The 20,198-nt window shown below is 70.2% G+C and carries 19 protein-coding genes, 1 tRNA gene and 1 pseudogene; 4 read left to right on the top strand and 17 right to left on the bottom strand.

What is annotated here, in order from left to right; genetic code table 11:
* The 4 genes from JWP54_RS00130 to JWP54_RS00145 all read right to left on the bottom strand — a co-directional run.
* A partial coding sequence (locus tag JWP54_RS00130) for an ATP-binding cassette domain-containing protein (protein ID WP_297366158.1) occupies positions 1–219 on the bottom strand: 219 nt, incomplete at its 3' end.
* Positions 216–1,109, bottom strand: a complete 894-nt coding sequence (locus tag JWP54_RS00135; RefSeq protein WP_297366159.1) for an ABC transporter permease — start codon at positions 1,107–1,109, stop codon at positions 216–218. The genes JWP54_RS00130 and JWP54_RS00135, both read right to left, overlap by 4 nt.
* Positions 1,106–1,948 (bottom strand): ABC transporter permease, encoded by an 843-nt coding sequence (locus tag JWP54_RS00140; RefSeq protein WP_367274156.1) that lies wholly within the window; start codon positions 1,946–1,948, stop codon positions 1,106–1,108. Before JWP54_RS00140 ends, JWP54_RS00135 begins: the two co-directional genes overlap by 4 nt.
* Positions 1,949–1,955: 7 nt before the next feature.
* Positions 1,956–3,092, bottom strand: a complete 1,137-nt coding sequence (locus tag JWP54_RS00145; RefSeq protein WP_297366160.1) for an ABC transporter substrate-binding protein — start codon at positions 3,090–3,092, stop codon at positions 1,956–1,958.
* A gap of 137 nt (positions 3,093–3,229) precedes the next feature.
* On the opposite strand from JWP54_RS00145, the gene JWP54_RS00150 reads away from it, so the two are divergent.
* Positions 3,230–4,450, top strand: coding sequence for a crosslink repair DNA glycosylase YcaQ family protein (locus JWP54_RS00150; protein WP_297366161.1), 1,221 nt, complete (start codon positions 3,230–3,232; stop codon positions 4,448–4,450).
* Positions 4,451–4,549: 99 nt separating this feature from the next.
* Here the strand turns inward: JWP54_RS00150 and JWP54_RS00155 are convergent, their stop codons facing one another.
* Together JWP54_RS00155 and JWP54_RS00160 are read right to left on the bottom strand one after the other, a co-directional pair.
* Entirely contained in the window at positions 4,550–5,434 is an 885-nt protein-coding gene (locus JWP54_RS00155) for a M48 family metalloprotease (protein ID WP_297366162.1), read from the bottom strand.
* A 35-nt stretch (positions 5,435–5,469) separates the two neighbouring features.
* A complete protein-coding gene (locus JWP54_RS00160) occupies positions 5,470–6,036 on the bottom strand; it encodes a LemA family protein (RefSeq protein ID WP_297366163.1) in 567 nt (188 codons plus the stop codon).
* A gap of 181 nt (positions 6,037–6,217) precedes the next feature.
* On the opposite strand from JWP54_RS00160, the gene JWP54_RS00165 reads away from it, so the two are divergent.
* Both JWP54_RS00165 and JWP54_RS00170 read left to right on the top strand, forming a co-directional pair.
* The gene (locus JWP54_RS00165) at positions 6,218–6,964 is read left to right on the top strand and encodes an ABC transporter ATP-binding protein (protein ID WP_297366164.1); all 747 of its coding nucleotides are present in this window, start codon (positions 6,218–6,220) and stop codon (positions 6,962–6,964) included.
* Complete coding sequence (locus JWP54_RS00170) at positions 6,961–7,695, top strand: ABC transporter permease (protein WP_297366165.1); 735 nt, start codon at positions 6,961–6,963, stop codon at positions 7,693–7,695. Before JWP54_RS00165 ends, JWP54_RS00170 begins: the two co-directional genes overlap by 4 nt.
* Here JWP54_RS00170 and JWP54_RS00175 read toward each other — a convergent pair.
* Genes JWP54_RS00175 through JWP54_RS00190 form a run of 4 tightly spaced genes read right to left on the bottom strand, consistent with a single transcriptional unit; the run spans position 7,692 to position 11,840 of the window.
* Positions 7,692–9,140, bottom strand: coding sequence for a glycoside hydrolase family 1 protein (locus JWP54_RS00175; protein ID WP_297366166.1), 1,449 nt, complete (start codon positions 9,138–9,140; stop codon positions 7,692–7,694). The genes JWP54_RS00170 and JWP54_RS00175 overlap by 4 nt on opposite strands.
* On the bottom strand, positions 9,137–10,447 hold the full coding sequence (locus JWP54_RS00180) for a D-arabinono-1,4-lactone oxidase (protein ID WP_297366167.1): 1,311 nt from the start codon (positions 10,445–10,447) through the stop codon (positions 9,137–9,139). Before JWP54_RS00180 ends, JWP54_RS00175 begins: the two co-directional genes overlap by 4 nt.
* Positions 10,444–11,691 carry an alanine racemase gene (locus JWP54_RS00185; RefSeq protein WP_297366168.1) on the bottom strand — a complete coding sequence of 416 codons (1,248 nt, stop codon included), beginning with the start codon at positions 11,689–11,691 and terminating at the stop codon, positions 10,444–10,446. Before JWP54_RS00185 ends, JWP54_RS00180 begins: the two co-directional genes overlap by 4 nt.
* Positions 11,688–11,840 (bottom strand): hypothetical protein, encoded by a 153-nt coding sequence (locus JWP54_RS00190; protein ID WP_297366169.1) that lies wholly within the window; start codon positions 11,838–11,840, stop codon positions 11,688–11,690. Before JWP54_RS00190 ends, JWP54_RS00185 begins: the two co-directional genes overlap by 4 nt.
* Positions 11,841–11,877: 37 nt before the next feature.
* On the opposite strand from JWP54_RS00190, the gene JWP54_RS00195 reads away from it, so the two are divergent.
* Positions 11,878–14,310: a hypothetical protein gene (locus JWP54_RS00195; protein ID WP_297366170.1), complete on the top strand. Its 2,433-nt coding sequence runs from the start codon at positions 11,878–11,880 to the stop codon at positions 14,308–14,310.
* Between the two features lie 5 nt (positions 14,311–14,315).
* On the opposite strand, the gene JWP54_RS00200 is transcribed toward JWP54_RS00195, so the two are convergent.
* The 7 genes and pseudogenes from JWP54_RS00200 to JWP54_RS00230 form a co-directional block, all read right to left on the bottom strand.
* Positions 14,316–14,392 (bottom strand) — tRNA-Leu (locus JWP54_RS00200).
* Between the two features lie 64 nt (positions 14,393–14,456).
* The gene (locus JWP54_RS00205) at positions 14,457–15,905 is read right to left on the bottom strand and encodes an FAD-dependent oxidoreductase (protein ID WP_297366171.1); all 1,449 of its coding nucleotides are present in this window, start codon (positions 15,903–15,905) and stop codon (positions 14,457–14,459) included.
* Between the two features lie 38 nt (positions 15,906–15,943).
* Positions 15,944–17,263, bottom strand: coding sequence for a S8 family serine peptidase (locus JWP54_RS00210; RefSeq protein WP_297366172.1), 1,320 nt, complete (start codon positions 17,261–17,263; stop codon positions 15,944–15,946).
* Positions 17,218–17,754: a DUF501 domain-containing protein gene (locus tag JWP54_RS00215; RefSeq protein WP_297366173.1), complete on the bottom strand. Its 537-nt coding sequence runs from the start codon at positions 17,752–17,754 to the stop codon at positions 17,218–17,220. The genes JWP54_RS00210 and JWP54_RS00215 overlap by 46 nt, the downstream gene beginning before the upstream one ends.
* Positions 17,751–18,371 carry a septum formation initiator family protein gene (locus tag JWP54_RS00220; protein WP_297366174.1) on the bottom strand — a complete coding sequence of 207 codons (621 nt, stop codon included), beginning with the start codon at positions 18,369–18,371 and terminating at the stop codon, positions 17,751–17,753. Before JWP54_RS00220 ends, JWP54_RS00215 begins: the two co-directional genes overlap by 4 nt.
* Positions 18,372–18,579: 208 nt before the next feature.
* The gene (eno, locus tag JWP54_RS00225; protein ID WP_297366175.1) at positions 18,580–19,860 is read right to left on the bottom strand and encodes a phosphopyruvate hydratase; all 1,281 of its coding nucleotides are present in this window, start codon (positions 19,858–19,860) and stop codon (positions 18,580–18,582) included.
* A 159-nt stretch (positions 19,861–20,019) separates the two neighbouring features.
* Positions 20,020–20,198: pseudogene (locus JWP54_RS00230) on the bottom strand (histidine--tRNA ligase); the annotation flags it as partial.

Raw genomic sequence — 20,198 nt, forward strand, 5'->3', positions numbered from 1 at the left:
GCGGCCGTCGTCGGTGGACTCCAGGCCCGCGAGCACCCGCAGCGCGGTGGTCTTGCCGCTGCCGCTGGGGCCGAGCAGGGCCACCAGCTCGCCTGCTTTCAGGGTGAGGTCGAAGTCGGTCAGCGCCGGGTGGGTGCCGAACCTCTTGACCACCCCGGCGAAGTGCACGACGGCGCCGGTGCGGGTCTGGGTCAGGGTCTGGGTCTGGGTCTGGCTCAAGGTCGGGCTCCGGTCGGGGTTGCTGTCGGGGATGGGGTCGGGGATGCGGCCCGGCTGATCGGCCGGCGACGCCGGCTCGTGCCGCGCGGGGCACCGAGCCGCCCGATCACCAGGAGCAGCAGGAATGCCACGAACAGCGCGATCAACGAGAGGATGACCGCGGTATACGGGTCGTTCTTGCCCACCACCACCAGCGCGGTCTGCAGGTTGACCCGGTTGAGCAGCGACGCGATGGTGAATTCGCCCAGCACCACCGCCACGGCGATGAACGCGCCGGCCAGGATGCCCCGGCGCAGGTTGGGCACCAGAACCCGCAGCAGGACGCTGCCCCAACCGGCGCCCAGGGTGCGGGCCGCCTCGGTCAGGGTGCGCACGTCCACGCCGTCCAGGTTCGACTGGATCGCCCGGTAGGCGAAGGGCAGGACCGTGATGCCGTACGCCAGGGCCAACGACCAGACGCCGCTGCCGAAGACCCGGGCCACGACGGAGAACACCGGCGCCAGTCCCACCACCAGGACGATGGCCGGGATGGAGATCGGCAGGATGCAGACGATCTCCAGCACCCGCCGCAGCCGGGGGAAGCGGATGTGCACGAGCAGCATGGTAGGCACCAGCAGCACGAGGACGATCAGCACGGTGCCCACGGCCAGGCCCACCGAGTTGCCGAGCGCCACCAGCACCGGGCGGCATTCACCGGTGAGCCCGCCCTGGAGCAGCTCGGTCCAGCGGTGCACGTCGTACCCGCCGGCCAGGCCGCGCCGCAGGGTGAACTCCACCATGGCGAGGATCGGCACCGCGAAGATGCCGCCGACCAGACCGAGGATCAGCGTTCTGGCCGGCCGGCCGGGAGCGTGGGCGACGCCGCCCACCGATCGCAGTCCCCCGCTCATCGCTGCCACCGGGCTGCCCGGGCCTGCAACCGGGAGTAGCCGGTCATCACCACGGCCATCACCAGGATCATGCCGAGCGCCAGCGTGCCGGCCAGGTTCTCCCGGCCCAACATGGTCTCGCTGGTCAGGGCGGAACGAATCTGAAGGGGCACGATCTGGGCGCCCTGGCTGATGAGCGTGGCGGCCGTGGCATACGACGAGAACGCGTTGGCGAACAGGAGCAGCAGGCTGCCGAGGAACGACGGTGCCAGCACCGGGACGGCGATGCGCAGCCAGTAGCTGCTGGTCGTACCGCCGAGGGTCGCGTTGGCCTCCGCCCAGGTCGACTTCAGCGACGCCAGGGCCGGCATGAAGGTGATCACCATGAGGGGAACCTGAAAGTAGATGTACGGCAGGACCAGGCCGGGAAGCTCGTAGAGCCACACGCCGTCGGCGAAGATGTCGATGCCCAGGCGTTCCTGCAGGACAAGCGTGACCATGCCCTGGATGCCGATGGTCGCGGTGAACGCGAAGGCGAGCATGGCTCCGCCGAACTGGGCGATGACGCTGCTGAGCGAGTCGACCGTGGAGCGCAGCGGCCCATCCGGCGCCGCACCGAGCAGCGCGTAACAGACCAGGGCGCCCACGACGGCGCCGATCACCGCGGTCAGCGCCGATAGCCAGATCGAACTGCCGAACGCGGTGAGCACGACGGGGTCCCCGAGCGTGGCGACGGTGTCGAGCGTGAAACCGCCGTCGGTGTCGAGAAACCCGGTGCCGACGGCGATCAGGGTCGGCACCGCGAGGAAGAGCACCACGTAGACCGCGAACGGCAGCAGCCCGAAGGCTGCTGCCGGCACACGGAACCTACTGGACAGCCGCTGCCCACTTCTCGCCGAGGAGCGTCGCGGCGGCTTCGCTCTCGTCCGCCGTGGGAACGACGGTGGTCTCCGGAGCCTCGGGCAGGGCCTCGAACAGTTCGGTGTCGATGGTGCCGGCTTCGGCCATCGCGTCGGCGCGCGCCGGGCGGGCGCCGCCTTCCAGCCACAGGTTCTGGGCCTCGTCGCTGTAGAGGAACTCCTGCCAGAGCCGGGCGGCTGCGGGGTTCGGCGCATCCTTGTTGATGGCCTGGTTGTAGTAGCCGGCGTAGCCGGTGCCGGGGAAGACCACGACCTCCCAGTTGCGCTCACCCTCCAGCTGGGTGCCGTAGCCCACGTTGAGGTAGTCCCAGTCGAGAACGACCGGGGTCTCGCCCGACGCGATCGTGGCGGGGGTCGGGTCGATCTTCACGAAGTTGCCCGCGGCGTTGAGGTCGCTGAAGAAATCGATGCCGGCCTGGAAGTCGTCGACGGCCCCGCCGTTCTGCACGGCCGCGAGCCCGACGGCGGCGAACGCCGCTCCGGCCTGGGTCGGGTCGCCGTTGATGGCGACCTTGCCCGAGTACTCGCTTCCCAGCAGGTCGCTGAGTTCCTCGGGCGCCGGAACGGCGTCCGGGTCGTAACCGACGGCCAGGTAGCCGCCGTAGTCGCCCACGTACAGGCCGCTCTCTTCCTTCAGGGCGTCGGGGATGTCGGCCCAGGTCGCCACCTGGTACGGGGCGAAGTGGTCGGTGCTGGAGAGGGCAACGGCCAGGCCCAGGTCGAAGACGTCGGGTGCGGTGTCCTGGCCGGCCAGGTTCTCGGCCGCCTGGATCTCCTCGGCGCTGGAGCCGTCCGGGGCGGCCTCGGTGATGGTGATCTCCGGGTATTTCTCGGCGAAGAGGTCCAGGACCGCGCCGTAGTTGGCCCAGTCCCGCGGCAGGGCGATGACGTTCAGCGCGCCTTCCTCGATTGCGGCGGCTTCGAGGCCGGCGAGGTCGCCGAACGCGGTCAGGCTGGTCGCCGCGGCCGCGTCGACGGCGTCGGCGGTGCCGGCGGCATCGGCTGCGCCGGAGCAGCCGGTCAGGGTGAGGGCGACGATTGCGGTCGCCGCGATGGTGGTCGCCAGGGTTCGGGTGCTGGGCAAGGTTCCTCCGTTGTGAACAGGTCGGGTGCCGGGTAACCGGTCGCTGAGAGGCTAGGAGCGGGGAATGTCCTCGGGCCGCCGTGCCCCTGAACGACGTGTGAACGTTCCGTGTCGGCGTCCGCCGGTAGGGTCGACACGTGGTCCAGACGATCTCCCCCGCCCTTGCCCGCCGCATCGCCCTGGCCGCTCAGGGCTTCGGCCGGCCGGCGCCCGCTCCCGGCGCGGCCGCGCCCGGCATCCGCCAGCTCGGCGCCCTGGTTGACCGGCTCGCGCTGCTGCAGATCGACTCGGTCAACGTGTTCGAGCGCAGCCACTACGTGCCCGCGTTCAGCCGGCTCGGCCCGTACGACAAGGCCCAGCTCGACCGGCTCAGCAGCGGCGCGAACCCCCGCCTGACCGAGTACTGGGTGCACGAGGCGTCCCTGATCCCGGTGGACGACTGGCCCCTGTTCCGCTGGCGGATGCAGGCCTACCGCGACAAGGCGGCCGCCGACGATGCGCACTGGTCGCAGGAGAACGCCCCGATGCTCGCCTGGCTCCGGAACGAGCTGGCCGCCAACGGTCCGATGCGCGCCAGCGCCATCGAACACGACGCCAACAAGAACCGCGGGCCGTGGTGGGGCTGGTCAGACGTGAAGATCGGCCTGGAGACCCTGTTCCGGTGGGGGGATGTGGTCAGCGGCGGGAGAGAACGCTTCGAGCGGGTCTACGCGTTGCCCGAGCAGGTCTTCTCCCCCGAGTTACTCGACCGGGACGTCCCGGCGGCCGACGCACACCGGGTGCTCATCGCCCAGGCCGCGCGGGCGCACGGCATCGGCACGGTGACGGACCTGGCCGACTACTTCCGGCTGCGCACCGAGCCCGCCCGCGCCGCCATCGCCGAGCTCGAGGACGCCGGCGAGCTTCTTCCCGTGCAGGTTCCCGGCTGGGGGCGGAACGGTGCCCCCGGCGCGGCCTGGCTGCACCGGGATGCCCGGCTGCCGCGCCGGGTCAACGCGGCCGCGGTGCTCAGTCCATTCGACCCCGTGGTGTGGGAACGCGCCAGGGCCCAGCGCCTCTTCGGCTTCCACTACCGGATCGAGATCTACACGCCCAAGGAGAAGCGCCGGTTCGGCTACTACGTGCTGCCGGTGCTGCTCGGCGACACCCTGGTGGGCCGCGTCGACCTCAAGAACGACCGGCAGGCCGGCGCGCTGCGGGTGCAGGCCAGTTGGGCCGAGGACGCCGCTCCCGCCGACACCGCCACGCGCCTGGCCGAGGTGCTGCGAAGCACGGCTGCCTGGCAGGGCCTGTCCGGGATCGAAGTGGCCCCCCGCGGCAACCTGGCCGCCGGCCTGACTGCCGAGCTGGCCCGCTGACCGTTCCCAGCCCGCAACTGTTGCCCGTGCGGACAAGTGGTCCCGGTGTGCCGGGACCACTTGTCCGAATTGGGAACAGTTGGGCTCAGCCGGCCGGGGTTAGAACTTGCGGCCCATCGCGTGCAGGCGTTCGATGCGCTCGGCCAGCGGCGGGTGGGTGGCGAAGAGCTTGTCCATCACGCCCGGCTTGAGCGGGTCGGCGATCCAGAGGTGCGCCATCGAGGTGTTCTGCTTCCGCATCGGGCGGCCGTATTCGCCGAGCTTGGCCAGCGCGCTGGCGAGCGCATCCGGGTGCCTGGTGGTGAGCGCGCCGGTGGCATCCGCCAGGTACTCACGCTGCCGGGACACGGCCAGCTGCACCACGGAAGCGATCAGCGGGGCCACGATCATGGCGACCAGGCCGAACACCAGCACCACGGGGTTGCCGTTGTTGTTGTTGCCGCGGCCGAAGAACGCCATCCGCAGGAAGATGTCCGAGATGAACCCGACGGCCACGACCAGCCCGAAGACGATCATTGACACGCGGATGTCGTAGTTGCGCACGTGGCCGATCTCGTGTGCCATGACGCCCTCGAGTTCGGCGTCGTCCATGATGTCGAGCAGCCCGGTCGTGGCGGCCACGATGGCGTGCTTGGGGTCGCGCCCGGTCGCGAAGGCGTTCGGCGCGGGGTCGTTGATGATGTACACCTCGGGCATCGGCGTGCCGGTGGTGATCGACAGGTTTTCCACGATGCGCCAGAGCCGGGGGTGGTCGGTGACGCTGTTCACCGGGATGCCGCCGCTCATCGCGATCGACTGCCGACCGGCGGCGAAGTACTGGATGAGCGCGTAGCCGCCCGCGATGACCAGAGTGAGGATGAGCACGCCGGGGCCCTGCACGCCATAGGCGAGCCCGGCGAGCCAGCCCAGGCCGCTGATGATGGCCAGGAACAGCACAATGATGACGACGGTGTTGCGCTTGTTCCGCGCGATCGCGCTATACATGGGTCCTCTTCGGTACTGCGGTCACAAAAGCCGGGCTAGAACTGCACCCGCGGCGGCTCGGCGATGGCCGCGGAGTCGGTGACCTCGAAGAACTCGCGCTGGCTGAAGCCGAGCTGCTTCGCGAACAGGTGGTTCGGGAAGGTCTGCATCTTGGTGTTCAGCTCACGCACGCCGCCGTTGTAGAACCGGCGCGACGCCTGGATCTTGTCTTCGGTGTCGACGAGCTCGCCCTGCAGCTGCAGGTAGTTCTGGCTGGCCTGCAGCTGGGGGTACGCCTCGGCGACGGCGAAAATGCTCTTCAGGGCGGTCTGCATGTGGTTCTCGGCAGCCGCGGCGTCGACGGGGCCCTGAGCGGAGAGGGTCTCGGCGCGGGCGCGGGTAACGTTCTCGAAGACCGACTTCTCGTGCGCCGCATAGCCCTTGACCGCTTCGATCAGGTTCGGGATCAGGTCGGCGCGACGCTTGAGCTGCACCGTGATGTCGCTCCACGCTTCATCCACTCGCACCTTCAGTGTCACGAGGGAGTTATAGGTCGCCCACAGGTAGATACCCGCGATTGCAATGAGTGCGACAACGATGAGGACCGGGATGAGCCATTCCATGGCAGCGTCTCCTTGCGATTGAACGTGCGAGACGGATCGCACGAGGCGGCCGCCGCAGCATGTGTGCGATGCAGCAATCATAACCAAGGCATCTGTGGCTCCCATGTCCTTCCCATCACTCTCCAAGCAACCTCCCCGCCGGTTACGTGACTTTCCGCGCTGACCGGCGAATAATGCAGTCATGGACACTCCTGCGGAACCGGCGGTGATCGTGGCGGACCTGCACGCCCGCCGCGGGACGCATCCGGTGCTCCACGGGCTCGGCCTGCGCATCCCGGCCCGGCAGGTCGTGGGCCTGATCGGACCGAGCGGGTCGGGCAAGACCACCCTGATGCGCGCCATCGTCGGCGTGCAGGTCGTGCAGTCCGGCACCGTGACCGTGCTCGGCCGGCCGGCCGGGTCCGCCTGGCTTCGCCGCCGGGTGGGCTACGTCACCCAGGATGCCAGCGTCTACGACGACCTCACGGTGCGGCAGAACCTGGACTACTTCAGGGCGGTGCTCGGCGCCGGCCGGTCGGATGTGGCCCGGGTGATCGAGCAGACCGACCTCGGCGCCAGCGCCCGTCAGCTCACCGGGTCGCTCTCCGGCGGGCAACGCAGCCGGGTGTCACTCGCCGTGGCGCTGCTGGGCTCCCCCGAACTGCTGGTGCTGGACGAACCGACCGTGGGCCTGGACCCGGTGCTCCGGCGGGACCTGTGGACGCTGTTCCACGGCCTGGCAGCCGGCGGCACGAGCCTGCTCGTCTCCAGCCACGTCATGGACGAGGCCGCCCGCTGCGACGGGCTGCTGCTGATGCGGGACGGGGACATCCTGGCCGACGACACCCCGGCCGGGCTGCTCGCCGCCACTGGCACCGCCGACATCGACGCCGCCTTCCTCCGCCTCATCGGCGACGACGATCCCGATGCCCGGAAGGAACCCCGATGACGCCGTCGCGTACCCTGGCCACCACCGGCCGGGTGCTCAGCCAGATCCGGCACGATCCGCGCACCATCGCGCTCCTGCTGCTGGTGCCCAGCCTGCTCATCGGGCTGGTGGCCTGGATTTTCTCGGAGACCACCGTGTTCCAGAGCGTCGGGCCGGCGATGATCGCGCTGTTCCCGTTCATCGTGATGTTCCTGGTCACCAGCATCACCACCCTGCGGGAGCGGCGCACCGGCACCCTTGAACGGTTGCTGTCGATGCCGCTGGGCAAGGGCGACCTGATCCTGGGCTACACGCTCGCGTTCGGGCTGCTCGCGGTCCTGCAGTCCAGCATCGCGGTGCTGTTCGCCATCACGGTGTGCGGTCTGGACATCGAGGGTCCGGTGTGGCTACTGGTGGCCGTGGCCGTCGCGGACGCTGTGCTCGGCACCACCCTGGGCCTGCTGGCGAGCGCGTTCGCGCGCACCGAATTCCAGGTCGTGCAGTTCATGCCGGTGATCGTGTTCCCGCAGATCCTGCTCGGCGGCATCTTCCTGCCCCGCGACCAACTCCCCGACGTGCTGCGCGTACTCAGCGACTGGTTACCGCTCTCGCACGCCGTCGACGCGCTGAACGCGATCGCCACCGGGAGCGAGGACGACGCTTATGTCCTCGGCGAGTTGCTCATCATCCTGGCCTGGATCGTGGGGGCGGTGATCCTGGCCTCGGCCACCCTGCGCCGCCGGACGCCCTAACGGTTGCTGAGCACCTGCTGCAACCAGCGGTAGGACTGCTTGGGGGTGCGCGGGCGGGACGGGTCGGTGAAGTCGACGGCGACCAGTCCAAAGCGCTGCGTGTAGCCGGCGGTCCACTCGAAGGAATCCAGGAGCGACCAGATCAGGACACCGCGCAGGGCCACGCCCTCCGCGGGGCCACCGGGCGCTACGGCCTCAGCGGCGGCGACGAGGTGCTCGGCGAGGTAATCGATGCGGGCCAGGTCGGTCACCGCGCCGCGCACATCCGCTCGATCGGGGTAACTCGCCCCCACGGTGAGGTAGACCGGCGGCAGCAGGTCGGCGTAACGGTCCCGCAGGTCCGCCAGCAGCACCGGCAGGTACTCCGGCGCGTTCGGCACCCCGGACCCGGTGACCGGGTGCTCGCGGTACGCCTCCAGGTGCAGCGGCAGGGTCCGTACCGGCATGTCAGCGGTGTCCGTTCCCGGCTGGGCGCTGACCGGGCCGGCGGCGCCGGCGGCCACTCGGCTCGGCTGGGTGTAGCCAACACCGTAGAAGTCCAGCGGCTGGTGGATGGTGCGCAGGTCGTCCGGGTCGGTCTCGTGCAGGTAGCGCAGTTCGCTCTCGAACACGCCTCCCGGGTCGGGGTAACGGCCCAGCAGCACCGGGTCGGCGAACAGCCGGTTGTGCAGCAGGTCGAGCAGCTCCGCAGCATCCCGGTCGGCCTCCCGGTCGGTGCTGGGCTGGACGGGGGTGTGCTGGTTGCGGATGCCGATCCCGCCGCGCACATCCGCGGCGCGCAGGCCCTGCACGGCAACGCCGTGGCCGAGCAGCTGGTGGTGGGCGGCCGGCAACGCGTCGAACAGGAGCGCCTGGCCGGGCGCGTGCACGCCGGTCAGGTAGCCGTTGAGGGTCACGGTGGCGGGGTCGTTGAGAGTGACCCACGCGTCGATCCGGTCGCCGAAGATTTCACCCATCTGGTGCGCGTAGTCGCCGAAGCGCATGGCGGTGTCCCGGTTCAGCCAGCCGCCCTTCAGGGCCAGCGGAAGGTCCCAGTGCGAAAGCGTGGCCATGGCACTGATGCCGTTGCCGAGGAGCTGGTCGAGCAGCCGGTCGTAGAAGGCCAGCCCGGCGCGGTTGAGGGCGCCGCGGGCGTCGGGCTGGAGTCGCGGCCAGGCGAACGAGAAGCTGTAGAGGTCAGCGCCCAATTCGCGCAGCAGGGTGACGTCGTCGGTCAGGTTGCCGATGTGATCGGCGGAGATGGACGCGTTCTGGCCGTCCAGGATACGGCCCTGCTGTCGGGTGAACACGTCCCAGCTCGACTCACCGCGGCCGCCGTCGCGGGCGCCGCCCTCCACCTGGAACGCGGAGGTCGCTGTGCCGATCGTGAGGCCGCGGGGCAGCCGGTCGCCCAGCTCTCCCGCTCGGTGCTGCCAGGCGCGGGAGGCGAAGGTGTTGCTGTTCATCGGCCGAGGACTCTTTCCAGGTAACGGTTGGTGAAGCGACGTTCCGGATCGAGCCGGTCCCGCACGGCGAGGAAGTCGTCGAAGTGCGGGTAGCTGCCGCGCAGGGTGTCGGCATCCAGATCGTGCATCTTCCCCCAGTGTGGGCGTCCGCCGTGCGCACGCATAATCGCCTCGACCCCGGCAAAGTACTCGCGGGGGTCTTCGCGGTAGTACCGGTGCACGGCGATGTACCCGGTCTCGCGGCCGAAACCGGTGGAGAGCCAGATATCGTCGGCGGCGGCCGAGCGCACCTCCAGGGGGAAGGAGATCGTCCAACCGCGTTTCTCGATCAGGGCGCGCACCTCCCGCAGCGCTTCCGGCACCTGCTCGCGCGGCAGCGCATATTCCATCTCGTGGAAGCGCACCGACCGGTTGGTGGTGAACACCCGGTGTGAGTAATCGGTGTAGGTGCGGTTGCCGGAGAGCCGGTCGGCCAGGCGGTTGACCCGCGGCACCAGCGCCGGGAGCAGCAGGCCTGCCGCACAGCTGCTCCGGTAGAGACCGTTGGCGAGGAGTTCGTCGTCGACGAAGCGGCGCATCCGGCCCAGCGGTGCCCGGGAGGCGCCGGGCCGCAGGCGGGTGTTGGTCTTGGTCAGCACGGCGTCGGTGTGCGGGAACCAATAGAACTCGAAATGGTCGGCGGCGCGGCTGCGCTCGGGGTAGGCCGCCAGCACCGCGTCGAAGGGTTCGGTGGTCTCCACGGCGTGCAGCAGGTAGGCCGGCACGCACTGGATGGTGATGTCGACGAGGATGCCGAGGGCGCCGAGACCCACCCGCACGGCGGGCAGCAGGGCGGCGTTCTCGGTCTCGCTGACGGTGAGCAGCGAACCGTCCCCGGTGACGAGGGTCACGGCGACGATCTGGGCGGCCAGGCCGGCGAAGGCTCCACCGGTGCCGTGTGTGCCCGTCGAGGTGGCGCCGGCGAGGGTCTGCCGGTCCACGTCGCCCATGTTCTCCAGGGCCAGGCCGTACGGTTTCAGCAGCGCCGGCAACTGATGGAGTCGGGTGCCGGCCGCCAGGGTGACCCGGCCGGCGGCTTCGTCGACGGCGAGAATGCCTGTGAAGTCGAGGTCGAGCTGCACCCCGGGCGCCAGGGCGATGCCGGAGAAGCTGTGCCCGGCGCCGACGGCCTTGATCCGGGAACCGGTGCGGGCCGCGGCGAGCACGGCGCGCTGCACCGCTTCGGCGCTGGTGGGCCGTTCCACGCGGGCCGGGATCACCGACTGGCTGCGCGCCCAGTTGCGCCAGAGGGCGCCGCTGGCGGTCACAGGAAGGCCTTCCCTTCGCCTCGGTAGGTGGGCAGCATGTCGACCACCTCGCCGTCGTGGACCAGGGCGAATTCGTTGACGTGTTCGCTCAGCTCCCCCGACTTGGTGTGCCGCAGCCACACCCTCTCGCCGACCCGCAGGTCGCGGGCCGCAGCGCCGGTGACGGGCGACTGCACCTCTCCCGCCATCTCCCTGGCCACCATGCCGAGCCCCTCCGGCCAGACCAGGCGCGGCAGGCGATCGGCGCCCGGTGGACCGGACGCGATCCACCCGCCGCCGCTCAGGGTGGCGATCCCGGCGCTGGGTTTTCGCGCGACGAACAGCGCGAACGCGGCCGCCGGCGCCGGACGGAACCCGGAATAGTTGTCGAACAGGTGGCCGCCGAAGAAACCGCTGCCCGCGGCGATGTCCGTGACCGAGGTGTCGGCGGAGGTGCTCTCCAGCGAGCCGGTGCCGCCGCCGTTGACGAACTCGAGGTCGGCGACCTGTCGCACGGCCGCGACCGCGGCCGCCCGGCGGCCGGCGAGCTCGACGATGAAGTTGTTGCGCACCCAGCGGTTCACCCTGCCCCGCAGGGGATGTCCGGCCGGCTGGTCCACCAGCCCGGCGATCTGGGCCTCGTAGGACATCAGCCCCACCAGGTCGAAGCCGGGCCGAGCTCCGATTGCGACGGCCAGTGCCCTCGCCTCGTCCGGGGTGTGCACGGGCGAGCGCCACACGCCGAGCCGGCCGAGCACCGGCGCATGCCAGGCGGCGTCGAGTTCGAGGCAGACGCGGATGCGTTCCCGGCTCACCGGCGGGATGGCCGCGTCGATTGCGTCCAGGTGGTCGAGCGAATCGACCATCAGGGTCACCCGGCCGGCGAGTTCGGCGGAGCGAGCCAGCCGGCGGATCATCGACACGTCGACGCTGGGGTAGCCGACCACGACGTCGTCGATGCTCTCGGCCAGCCAGAGCGCTTCGGCCAGCGTGTAGGCGAGGACTCCGCGGTAGCCCGGCAGGGCGAGCGCGGCCTCGAGCACCCCGCGCGCGCGCAGCGACTTGCTGGCGATGCGGATCGGCGTACCGGCGGCGCGGTCAAGCATGTCGTGGGTGTTGTGCCGCAACGCGTCCAGGTGCAGAGCGGCGACCGGGGTGTCGAGCCCTCGGGTGGCGTCCGTGAGTCCGGGCCAATAGGCGGCGGGGTGCAGCCAGGGCGCGGCATCCGGGCGGACGGAAAGGTCGAGGGGGGATGTTGTCGTCACGTGGTGCCCTCGCGGTCGATGTCGGCGGTGATGGTGCGGTCGGCCCAGTCGCCAGTATGCCGTACCGGAAGCACGGAGGCGGCGACCCCCAAAACGCCGGTGGAAACGGGGCCGAGAATTCGTCGGCCGGAGGCGCGCCGCGTTGACATTCGTCCCCATGGCCCGTGGAATGGACTGAGGGGGTTCATGTTCCAGCAACGTCGCAGCCGCGCGCACGGTCCGGTCGACCGACCCCGTCGCCGGCATGAGCGCGCTCCGCTGCTGGCCGCGGCAGTGCTGGGCCTGCTGCTGAGCGTTCCCCTGCTGTCCCCGGCGGCACCGGTGTCGGCCGCGACCTCGACGCCCACACCGACGGCCACGGCGACGGCCACACCGACACCGACGCCTACGCCCACGCCCACGCCCAGAGAGTCGACCGTTCCCGCACCGCCGGCCAGCACGGCCCCGCCGCAGACCGCCGCCCCTGCGCCGTCCGTCGCGCCGACGCCCACCGGCACGCCATCGTCGACGCCGACGCCGTCAGCCACGCCCACGTCGACGGCAACACCTACCCCAACAGCGACGCCCACGCCAACGCCCACGCCCACGCCCTCGGAGGCGCCGCCGCTTTCTCCTCCCACCATCGTCAGCCCGGCGGCGGGCAGCTTCGTCGGCGGCAGCACGAGTGTCTCCGGCACACGCGATCTGTCCCACGAGATCCAGCTGCTCTCACCCGCCGGCGGCGATCCGCTCTGCATCGTCGCCGCCGACGGCACGGCAGCGTGGAGCTGCTCCGACGTGATGCTGCCCAGCGGGCCCGCCATTCAGCTCCGGGTCGTGGCCTCCGGGCAATCCAACTACTCCGCCTCGCAGAACGTGCGGGTCCTGCAGGCCCCCACCGTCACGGGCGGGGCCACCGGCACCTCCACCACGAGCAGACTGGTGCGCGGCACCGGCTACCCCGGCGCCACGGTCACCGCCACCCTGGCCGGCGGGCAGAGCTGCTCGTTCACCGCCGACTCGTCCGGCGCCTGGGCCTGCCTGCTACCGGGCGGCCTCGTCAGCGGACCGGACCAACTCACCGCGTCCCAGCAGACCGGTTTCAGCGCCCCGGCCTCCTCGCCGGCCAGCGCCCCGGTGTCCCTGCTCATCGACGTCGACGCCCCGGCCTCGCCCGTCGTGGCCGGTCCCACGGACGGAATTACCCTGTCCCTGACCGGGTCCCAGTACTTCGGCGAGGGTGAGAACGGCTCGACCGTCACGGTCTTCGCCGGCGCGTACTCGGTGTGCAGCAGCGTGGTCGCCGGGGGCACCTGGTCCTGCTCCGGGTCCGGCGTCGCGGCCGGCTGGTATTCCCTGCGCGCCGTGCAGCAGGATGCCGCGGGCAACGTGAGTGCGGGCAGTCCGGCCATCACCGTCCGCTACGGTGTGGCGGCCGCCACGCCCGCCCAGACCGCAACGCCGACTCCGACCCCGAAGCCCACCGCCACGGCGACGCCCCGCCCCACGAACGCCCCCTCGACGACGGCTCCGGCCACACCCGCCCCGTCGGCCACGCCTCCCGCCACCGCCGGTCCCGGCACCGCGTCTCCGAGTCCGACGCCGGCCGTTCCCGCCCCGGTCGGCCCGGACGCCTCGGCCGGCGCGCCGCCGGAGTTGACGGTGCCGGGCGGCTGGAGTGATCCCACCCAGTTCAGTACCGCTGTCATCCCGCCGTGGACGGTGGCGAAGTTCCCGTGGCTGCAGGCCGGCCTGCTCACCCTCGGCGCGCTGCTGCTGCTCGTCGTTCCCGCCCGGCTCCTGGCCGGCACCATCTCCCGGGCCAGGGGCGGCCGACCCGTCTTCAGCGGGCACCGGTTCGCGGGCCGCAATCATCCGCGGGACGATTTCGAGGTGGCACCGACGGTGAACCTCGCGCAGTGGGTCGTCGGCGCAGCCGCGATCCTCGCGGCGGCGGTCTTCGTGCTGCTCTCCGGTCCGGTCGCCGGATCGCCGAACTACCTGCGCTTGCTGCTTGCCGTGCTGCTCGCGCTGGCCGTGGTAAACGCCGTGGCCCTGCTGGTACCCCAGTGGTGGGGCTCCCGGGCGCTGCACCTGGACGTGACGACGACCGTCCTGCCGCGCTACCTGGTGCTGGTGGCCATCACTGCCCTGGCTTCCCGCGCCTTCGAGCTGCATCCGGCCCTGCTCTTCGGCCTGCTGGGCAGCGTCGTCGTGCGCACCGGCCCACTGGCGGCGGAGCGGGGCAAGCTGGCGGCGGTGCGGGCGGGCAGCCTGCTCGCCCTCGGCCTGGTGGGACTGCTCGTGGTGGGGACCCTGCTGACGGCCGACGGGTTCGTCAGCGCCCTCGCCGCGGAGTTCGTCAATACCGTCGTGCTCACCGCGATCGGCTCGGCCGTCCTGGTCCTGATCCCGGTGGGCAGCACCAGCGGGCGCAGCATCCTGGCCTGGTCGCCGCCGATCTGGGCGGCACTGGCCGTGCCGGCCTACCTGGCCCTGTTCGTGCTGCTCTCGCCCACCTTCGTCGGTTGGGCCGGCGACGGCACAGTGCGGCTGCTCGGGGTGGCCGCAGTGGCCTTCGCGGGCGTCAGTGTGGCCGTCTGGGCCTGGCAGCGCTTCGTCCGTCCAGCCCTGCGCTGACGTGATGGTGCCCCCGCTGGGATTCGAACCCAGACTGTGACGATTTTAAGTCGCCTGCCTCTGCCGGTTGGGCTACGGGGGCACGCCCGGACTAGCCGGGCATCACGAGTGGATGCCGCACGCGGGTGCGGCATCCACTGGTGACTTTACGGTGCGACGACGCTCTCCGTGCCGGATTCGGCAGCGGCGACCTCGACGGGCGTCTTGACCGGCGCCTTGCGCGGGGCGCGCGGAGCCTTGACCTCGGCAGGGACCGCGGCGGTGGCGGCCACCGGCGGCTTGGGGCGGGAGGCGAACTGCTCGAACACGGCGCGAGGCGTCTGCACGGCTTCGATCGACACGATGTCGCGGCCGAGGAAGACGTTGAGCACCCAGCCGCCGACGACGCGGATCTTGCGCTCCCAGCTCGGCATGGCCAGGCCGTGGTAGCCGCGGTGGGCGACCCAGGCCGGGAAGCCCTTGATGGCGAATTTGCCGGACTGGAACGCACCGATACCCACGCCGAGGCCCGCGACGGCGCCCAGGTTCTTGTGGTTGTACTCCACGGTGCCTTCACCGCGGAGGACCGCGACGATGTTCTTGGCCATGAGCTTGCCCTGGCGCACAGCGTGCTGCGCGTTGGGAACGCAGAAGCCGCCGACGCCGCCACCGGAAAGGTCGGGAACGGCGGTGATGTCTCCGGCGCCCCAGGCGCCCTCGATGATCTCGTCCTCGGTGCCCACGCGCAGGTCGGTGCGCACCTTCAGGCGGCCCCGCTCTTCGATCGGCAGGTCGGTGTTGCGCACGATCCCCGGGTTCGCCATCACGCCGGCGGTCCAGACGATGAGGTCGGATTCGAACGACTCACCGGTGGACAGCTCGATCACGCCGTCGACGGCGGAGGTGAGCTGGGTGTTGAGGTGCACCTCAGCGCCGCGCTCGGCGAGGTTCTTGATGACCCAGAGCGCGGTCGACTCGGACACCTCGGGCATGATGCGGCCCATTGCCTCGATGAGGTGGAAGTGGGTGTCCTCGAAAGCGATCTCCGGGTACTTGGTCAGCAGTGAGCTGGCGAAGGAACGCAGTTCCGCGAAGACCTCGATGCCGGCGAAGCCGCCGCCGATGACCACGAAGGTCAGCAGGCGGTCGCGCTCGGGGCCGGCCGGCAGCTGCGCCGCCTTGTCGAAGTTGGTGAGGACCTTGTCGCGGATCGCGACGGCTTCTTCGATGGTCTTCAGGCCGATGGCCTGGTCGGCCACTCCCGGGATCGGGAAGGTACGCGATACGGCACCGGCGGTCACCACGACGATGTCGTAGGCGAACTCCCAGGGCTCGCCGACGGGAGGCGTGATGGTCGCCGTCTTCGCCGCGTGGTTCACGTGGGTGACCTTCGCGGTGAGCACGCTGGTCTTCTTCAGGTGGGCGCGGTGGGCCACGACCGAGTGGCGGGGATCGATCGATCCGGCGGCCACCTCGGGGAGGAACGGCTGGTAGGTCATGTACGGGAGCGGGTCGACCATGGTGACCTCGGCTTCGCCGGGGCGCAGCCACTTCTCCAGCTTCCAGGCGGTATAGAACCCCGCGTAGCCGCCACCGACGATGAGAATTTTGGGCACGATTAGAAGGCCTCCTACAAGGATTGGATACGCGAGATTTATTGTTTGAAACGAATTCGCTTGAAATGCCGCGTGGCCCCAATGCCGAACAGCGTTACAAGGATACCAAACCCCACCAGCACGGCGAGCGGCAGACTCACATAGGTGAGGGTGAGCGGGCTCGGCAGCCAGGCCGCAGAGGTGTTCCGCTCGGGCAGGGCCGGGTCGGGGTCAGGCACGACGGGGGCCACGGTGGCCGGTTCGGTGGGGGTGACCGGCGCGGTGACCGCCCGCCGGTGCAGCGTGATCCACTCCTGCAGCAGTTCGGTCGGCGTCGCCGAGGTCGACTTCGGCACCGACTCCGTCACCGCTCCGGCCGCGTCGATGAGCCCGTTCCCGTAGATCGGGCTCGGCACGGTGTGTCCGTTGGCGTTGGCGGTCTCGATGACCCGGTTGATCACCCCGGCGGCGTCCAGCTTCGGGTACGCGCTTCGCACCAGCGCAACCAGGCCCGACACGATGGGGGCCGCCGCGCTGGTGCCGTCCCACTGCAGGTAGCCACCGCCCGGTGCCACGCCGACGAGCTTCTCGCTCGGCGCCGCCACGGCGATGGTGATGCCCTGCGAGGAGGCGTCGAAGCTGGCCTCCTTCGACCGGTCAACGCCGGCGACGGTGAGCACGCCGGGGATCGTGGCCGGAGCGCCCACTTCGGTGGTGCCGCTCCCCCGGTTGCCGGCGGCCGCGACGACCACGACGTCGTTCTCGAAGGCGTACATGAACGCGTCATCCCAGCTGGTCGGCCAGTCCAGGGTGTTGCGGGTCAGGGACATATTGATCACGTCGGCGCCGTTGTCCACGGCCCAGCGAATGCCCTCGGCGATCTGGTCGTCGTTGCTCAGCTGCGCACCGCTGGTGCCGAAAGCAACCGAGACGCTGAGGATCGAGGCCTCCGGGGCGACGCCGATCAGGCCGGTGTCGGTGCCGGTGCCGCGGCCGGCGAGCAGCGACGCCACCAGGGTGCCGTGCTCGTTGTCCTCCCCCACCGGCGTCTGGCCGTTGGACGCGCCGATGCCGGAGACATCCGTGCCGCCCACTACGGCGCCGCCGAGTTCGGCGACCCTGCCGTCGACACCCGTGTCGATGACGGCGACCGTGACGCCGGCGCCCTTGCTTGTGGCCCAGGCTTGGGTGAACCCGTAGTCGTTCAACCAGTATTCGAGGTCACGCACCTGATCGGCGCGGGCCGCCGGGGCGTCCCCGCCGGCGGCGACCACGGGAACAACCGCCGCCAGGACGAGGGCGAGGACGGCGAGGGGGCGGCGCCGGCGCCGGATCACGCGTCGGCCGGCGGCGCCACCGGCGGGGCGTAGTCCAGGCATTCGCAGACCGAGGGCGACCAGGCGGCGCGGAGCAGGGCCAGGTCGCCGATGGGGTTGACGCCGGGGCCGGCGGCCAGGGAGTGCGCGGCGAGGGCGTGCAGGCACTTGACCCGCACCGGCATACCGCCGGAAGAGACGCCGGCGAGTTCGGGCACAACGCCGATCATCTCGCGGTCGTGCAGGAAGCTCTCGTGCGCGGCCCGGTAGTGGGCACGCAGGTCTTCGTCATCGGCGAGCATCTGGTTGTACTCGTTCATCACCTGGGTGGCCTCCAGGAAGGACAGTGCGGCCGTGGCGGCCGGGTGCGACAGGTAGTAGAGGGTGGGGAACGGGGTGCCGTCCTCCAGGCGCGGGGCGGTCGCGACGACGGTGGGCGCGCCGCAGACGCAGCGGGCGGCAATGCCGATCACGTTCCGGGCGGGGCGGCCCAGCTGGGCGGAAACCGTGGCGATGTCCCACTCGCTGGCGGGATCGAACGGGGGTCTGGTCATTCTGCTGCCTCCTGGGGAGCGAGTCCGGCGGTCATCACCGATCGGAACATGGAGTCGACCCAGTCGACCTCGGTGTCCTGGATGGCGGTGCTGACGGCGGCGGTGTCCGCCGAGCCGTCGACGGTGGCCCCGGTGTCGTTGAGCACCAGGAAGCTGATGTCACCCGGCATCACGTAGGAGAGCCGGTCCCGCGCCTGGGTGGTGACGAAGGTGCGGTCGTTCCAGCGTTCCCGCTCGTCTTTGAGGTTGTCGACCTCGGCCTCCTGCGCTGCGACGGTGGACCGGAGTTCGTCGATCTGCTGGCGCTGCTCGGCGTAAGTGCGCACGCTCGGGGCGAGCACGACCACCGCGAGCACGAGGATGCCCATCATCACGAAGGAGAACCCCGACAGCCGCAGGCCCCGCAACCAGTTGCCTGCAGCGGTTTCGGTACTGGCGAGTTGCACCGGCTGCCGGGTGGTGCGGGTCTTCCCGGTCGGCTTCGATGTGGCCCGGGTGCTCGTGGCGGTGCCGGCTTCGGCGCCAGGTGTGGCCGTGGACCTGGCAGCGGGCGTCGACGTGGGACGGCGTGGCTCGGGGAGGCGGGGCGGGGTCATGCCGGAGCCGTTCTTCGTCATGTGACTCTCCTCCCCGTGCTGCCGGCGGCGCCCGGCGGCAGACTTCTCCTGTTCTAGAGTGCCAGATCTTTCCGCCGCCGCGCTCCGACACGGGAGCAGGGAACGTGATCCTGTGCAAATCCGCAGGGGGCTGCGCCGGTGGTACCGCAGCAGAAAACCCCAGCCCGACGGGGCTGGGGTCTTCGCGGTGGTGCGGGATACTGCGGGATTACGCCTTGAAGCGCGGGAACGCGGAGCGGCCGGCGTAGACCGCGGCCTCGCCGAGCTCTTCTTCGATGCGCAGGAGCTGGTTGTACTTGGCAACGCGCTCGCTGCGGGCCGGGGCACCGGTCTTGATCTGGCCGGCATCCGTGGCGACGGCGAGGTCGGCGATGAAGGTGTCTTCGGTCTCACCGGAGCGGTGCGAGATGACGGTGGTGTAGCCGGCGCGCTGGGCGAGGGCGACGGCGTCCATCGTCTCAGTCAGGGTACCGATCTGGTTGACCTTGATGAGGATCGAGTTGGCGGCCTTGATCTCGAGGCCCTTGGCCAGGCGGATCGGGTTGGTGACGAACAGGTCGTCTCCGACGATCTGCACCTTGTCGCCGAGCTGCGCGGTGAGGTGGACGTAGCCTTCCCAGTCCTCCTCCTCGAGCGGGTCTTCGATGGAGACGAGCGGGTACGCCTCGAGGAGCTCGGCGTAGTACGCGACGATCTCGGTGGAAGAAAGTTCCTTGCCCTCGAAGTGGTAGACGCCGTCCTTGAAGAACTCGGTGGCGGCGCAGTCGAGTGCCAGGCCGATGTCGGTGCCGGGCGTGTAGCCGGCGAGCGTGATGGCTTCGACGATGAGGTCGAGGGCCGCACGGTTGCTGGGCAGGTTGGGGGCGAAGCCACCCTCGTCGCCGAGGCCGGTCGCGAGGCCCTTGCTCTTCAGCAGGCCCTTGAGGGCGTGGTAGACCTCAACGCCCCAGCGCAGGCCTTCGCTGAAGGTGGGCGCGCCGAGTGGGACAACCATGAATTCCTGGATGTCGACGTCGTTGTCTGCGTGCGAGCCACCGTTGATGATGTTCATCATCGGCACCGGCAGGGTGTGTGCGTTCGGGCCGCCGAGGTAGCGGAAGAGGGGCAGGTCGGCCGAGCTGGCGGCGGCCTTGGCGACGGCCAGGCTCACGCCGAGGATGGCGTTCGCGCCGACGCGCTCCTTGTTGACGGTGCCGTCGGTCTCGTTGAGGACCATGTCGATGATCCGCTGGTCAGCGGCATCGAGGTCTTCCACGGCCGGGCCGAGCTCGTCGGTGACGGAGCCGACGGCCTTGAGCACGCCCTTGCCGAGGTACCGCTTCTTGTCACCGTCGTGCAGCTCGTAAGCCTCGAAGGCGCCGGTGGAGGCGCCGGACGGTACGGCGGCACGGCTCAGCGTGCCGTCCTCGAGCAGAATCTCGACCTCGACGGTCGGGTTGCCCCGAGAGTCGAGGATTTCGCGTGCAACAACTGCGTCAATAAGAGCCACAACTATCTCCTGTTTGTCTGTCGATCTATTTTTGGATTTCTTAGTCCGAGTGGATTTTGAGGAAGACGTCGCTGTGTTCCAGTCCGAGAACAGTCTAGTGATCGAGCGCGCGGGCCGCTTTAGGACTGAAGTCCCGTCGCCCCAGCGTTCACCGACCGTTCAGTCGCCCAGCGGCTTGAAGACGAGCTCGGCCGGGTCGGTGTCATCGGTCACGAAGGCGAACCGGCCGTAGCCGGCGGCACCGGCCCGCTCCAGCAGCGCCTTGAGGTTCTTGGTGCGCTTGTCCAGCCGCACCCGCAGGCCCTGGGCCACGAGCGCGGTCTTCAACGCCACCAGGG

The sequence above is a fragment of the Cryobacterium sp. genome (assembly GCF_025463825.1).
GTDB lineage: Bacteria > Actinomycetota > Actinomycetes > Actinomycetales > Microbacteriaceae > Cryobacterium.

Bases quoted from the DNA above. Each gene is read 5' to 3' on its own strand.
- JWP54_RS00135 (WP_297366159.1), bottom strand. From the start codon at position 1,109: ATGAGCGGGGGACTGCGATCGGTGGGCGGCGTCGCCCACGCTCCCGGC.
- JWP54_RS00155 (WP_297366162.1), bottom strand. From the start codon at position 5,434: ATGTATAGCGCGATCGCGCGGAACAAGCGCAACACCGTCGTCATCATT.
- JWP54_RS00160 (WP_297366163.1), bottom strand. From the start codon at position 6,036: ATGGAATGGCTCATCCCGGTCCTCATCGTTGTCGCACTCATTGCAATC.
- JWP54_RS00165 (WP_297366164.1), top strand. From the start codon at position 6,218: ATGGACACTCCTGCGGAACCGGCGGTGATCGTGGCGGACCTGCACGCC.
- JWP54_RS00170 (WP_297366165.1), top strand. From the start codon at position 6,961: ATGACGCCGTCGCGTACCCTGGCCACCACCGGCCGGGTGCTCAGCCAG.
- JWP54_RS00175 (WP_297366166.1), bottom strand. From the start codon at position 9,140: ATGAACAGCAACACCTTCGCCTCCCGCGCCTGGCAGCACCGAGCGGGA.
- JWP54_RS00190 (WP_297366169.1), bottom strand. From the start codon at position 11,840: ATGTCAACGCGGCGCGCCTCCGGCCGACGAATTCTCGGCCCCGTTTCC.
- JWP54_RS00195 (WP_297366170.1), top strand. From the start codon at position 11,878: ATGTTCCAGCAACGTCGCAGCCGCGCGCACGGTCCGGTCGACCGACCC.
- JWP54_RS00210 (WP_297366172.1), bottom strand. From the start codon at position 17,263: ATGCCTGGACTACGCCCCGCCGGTGGCGCCGCCGGCCGACGCGTGATC.
- JWP54_RS00215 (WP_297366173.1), bottom strand. From the start codon at position 17,754: ATGACCAGACCCCCGTTCGATCCCGCCAGCGAGTGGGACATCGCCACG.
- JWP54_RS00220 (WP_297366174.1), bottom strand. From the start codon at position 18,371: ATGACGAAGAACGGCTCCGGCATGACCCCGCCCCGCCTCCCCGAGCCA.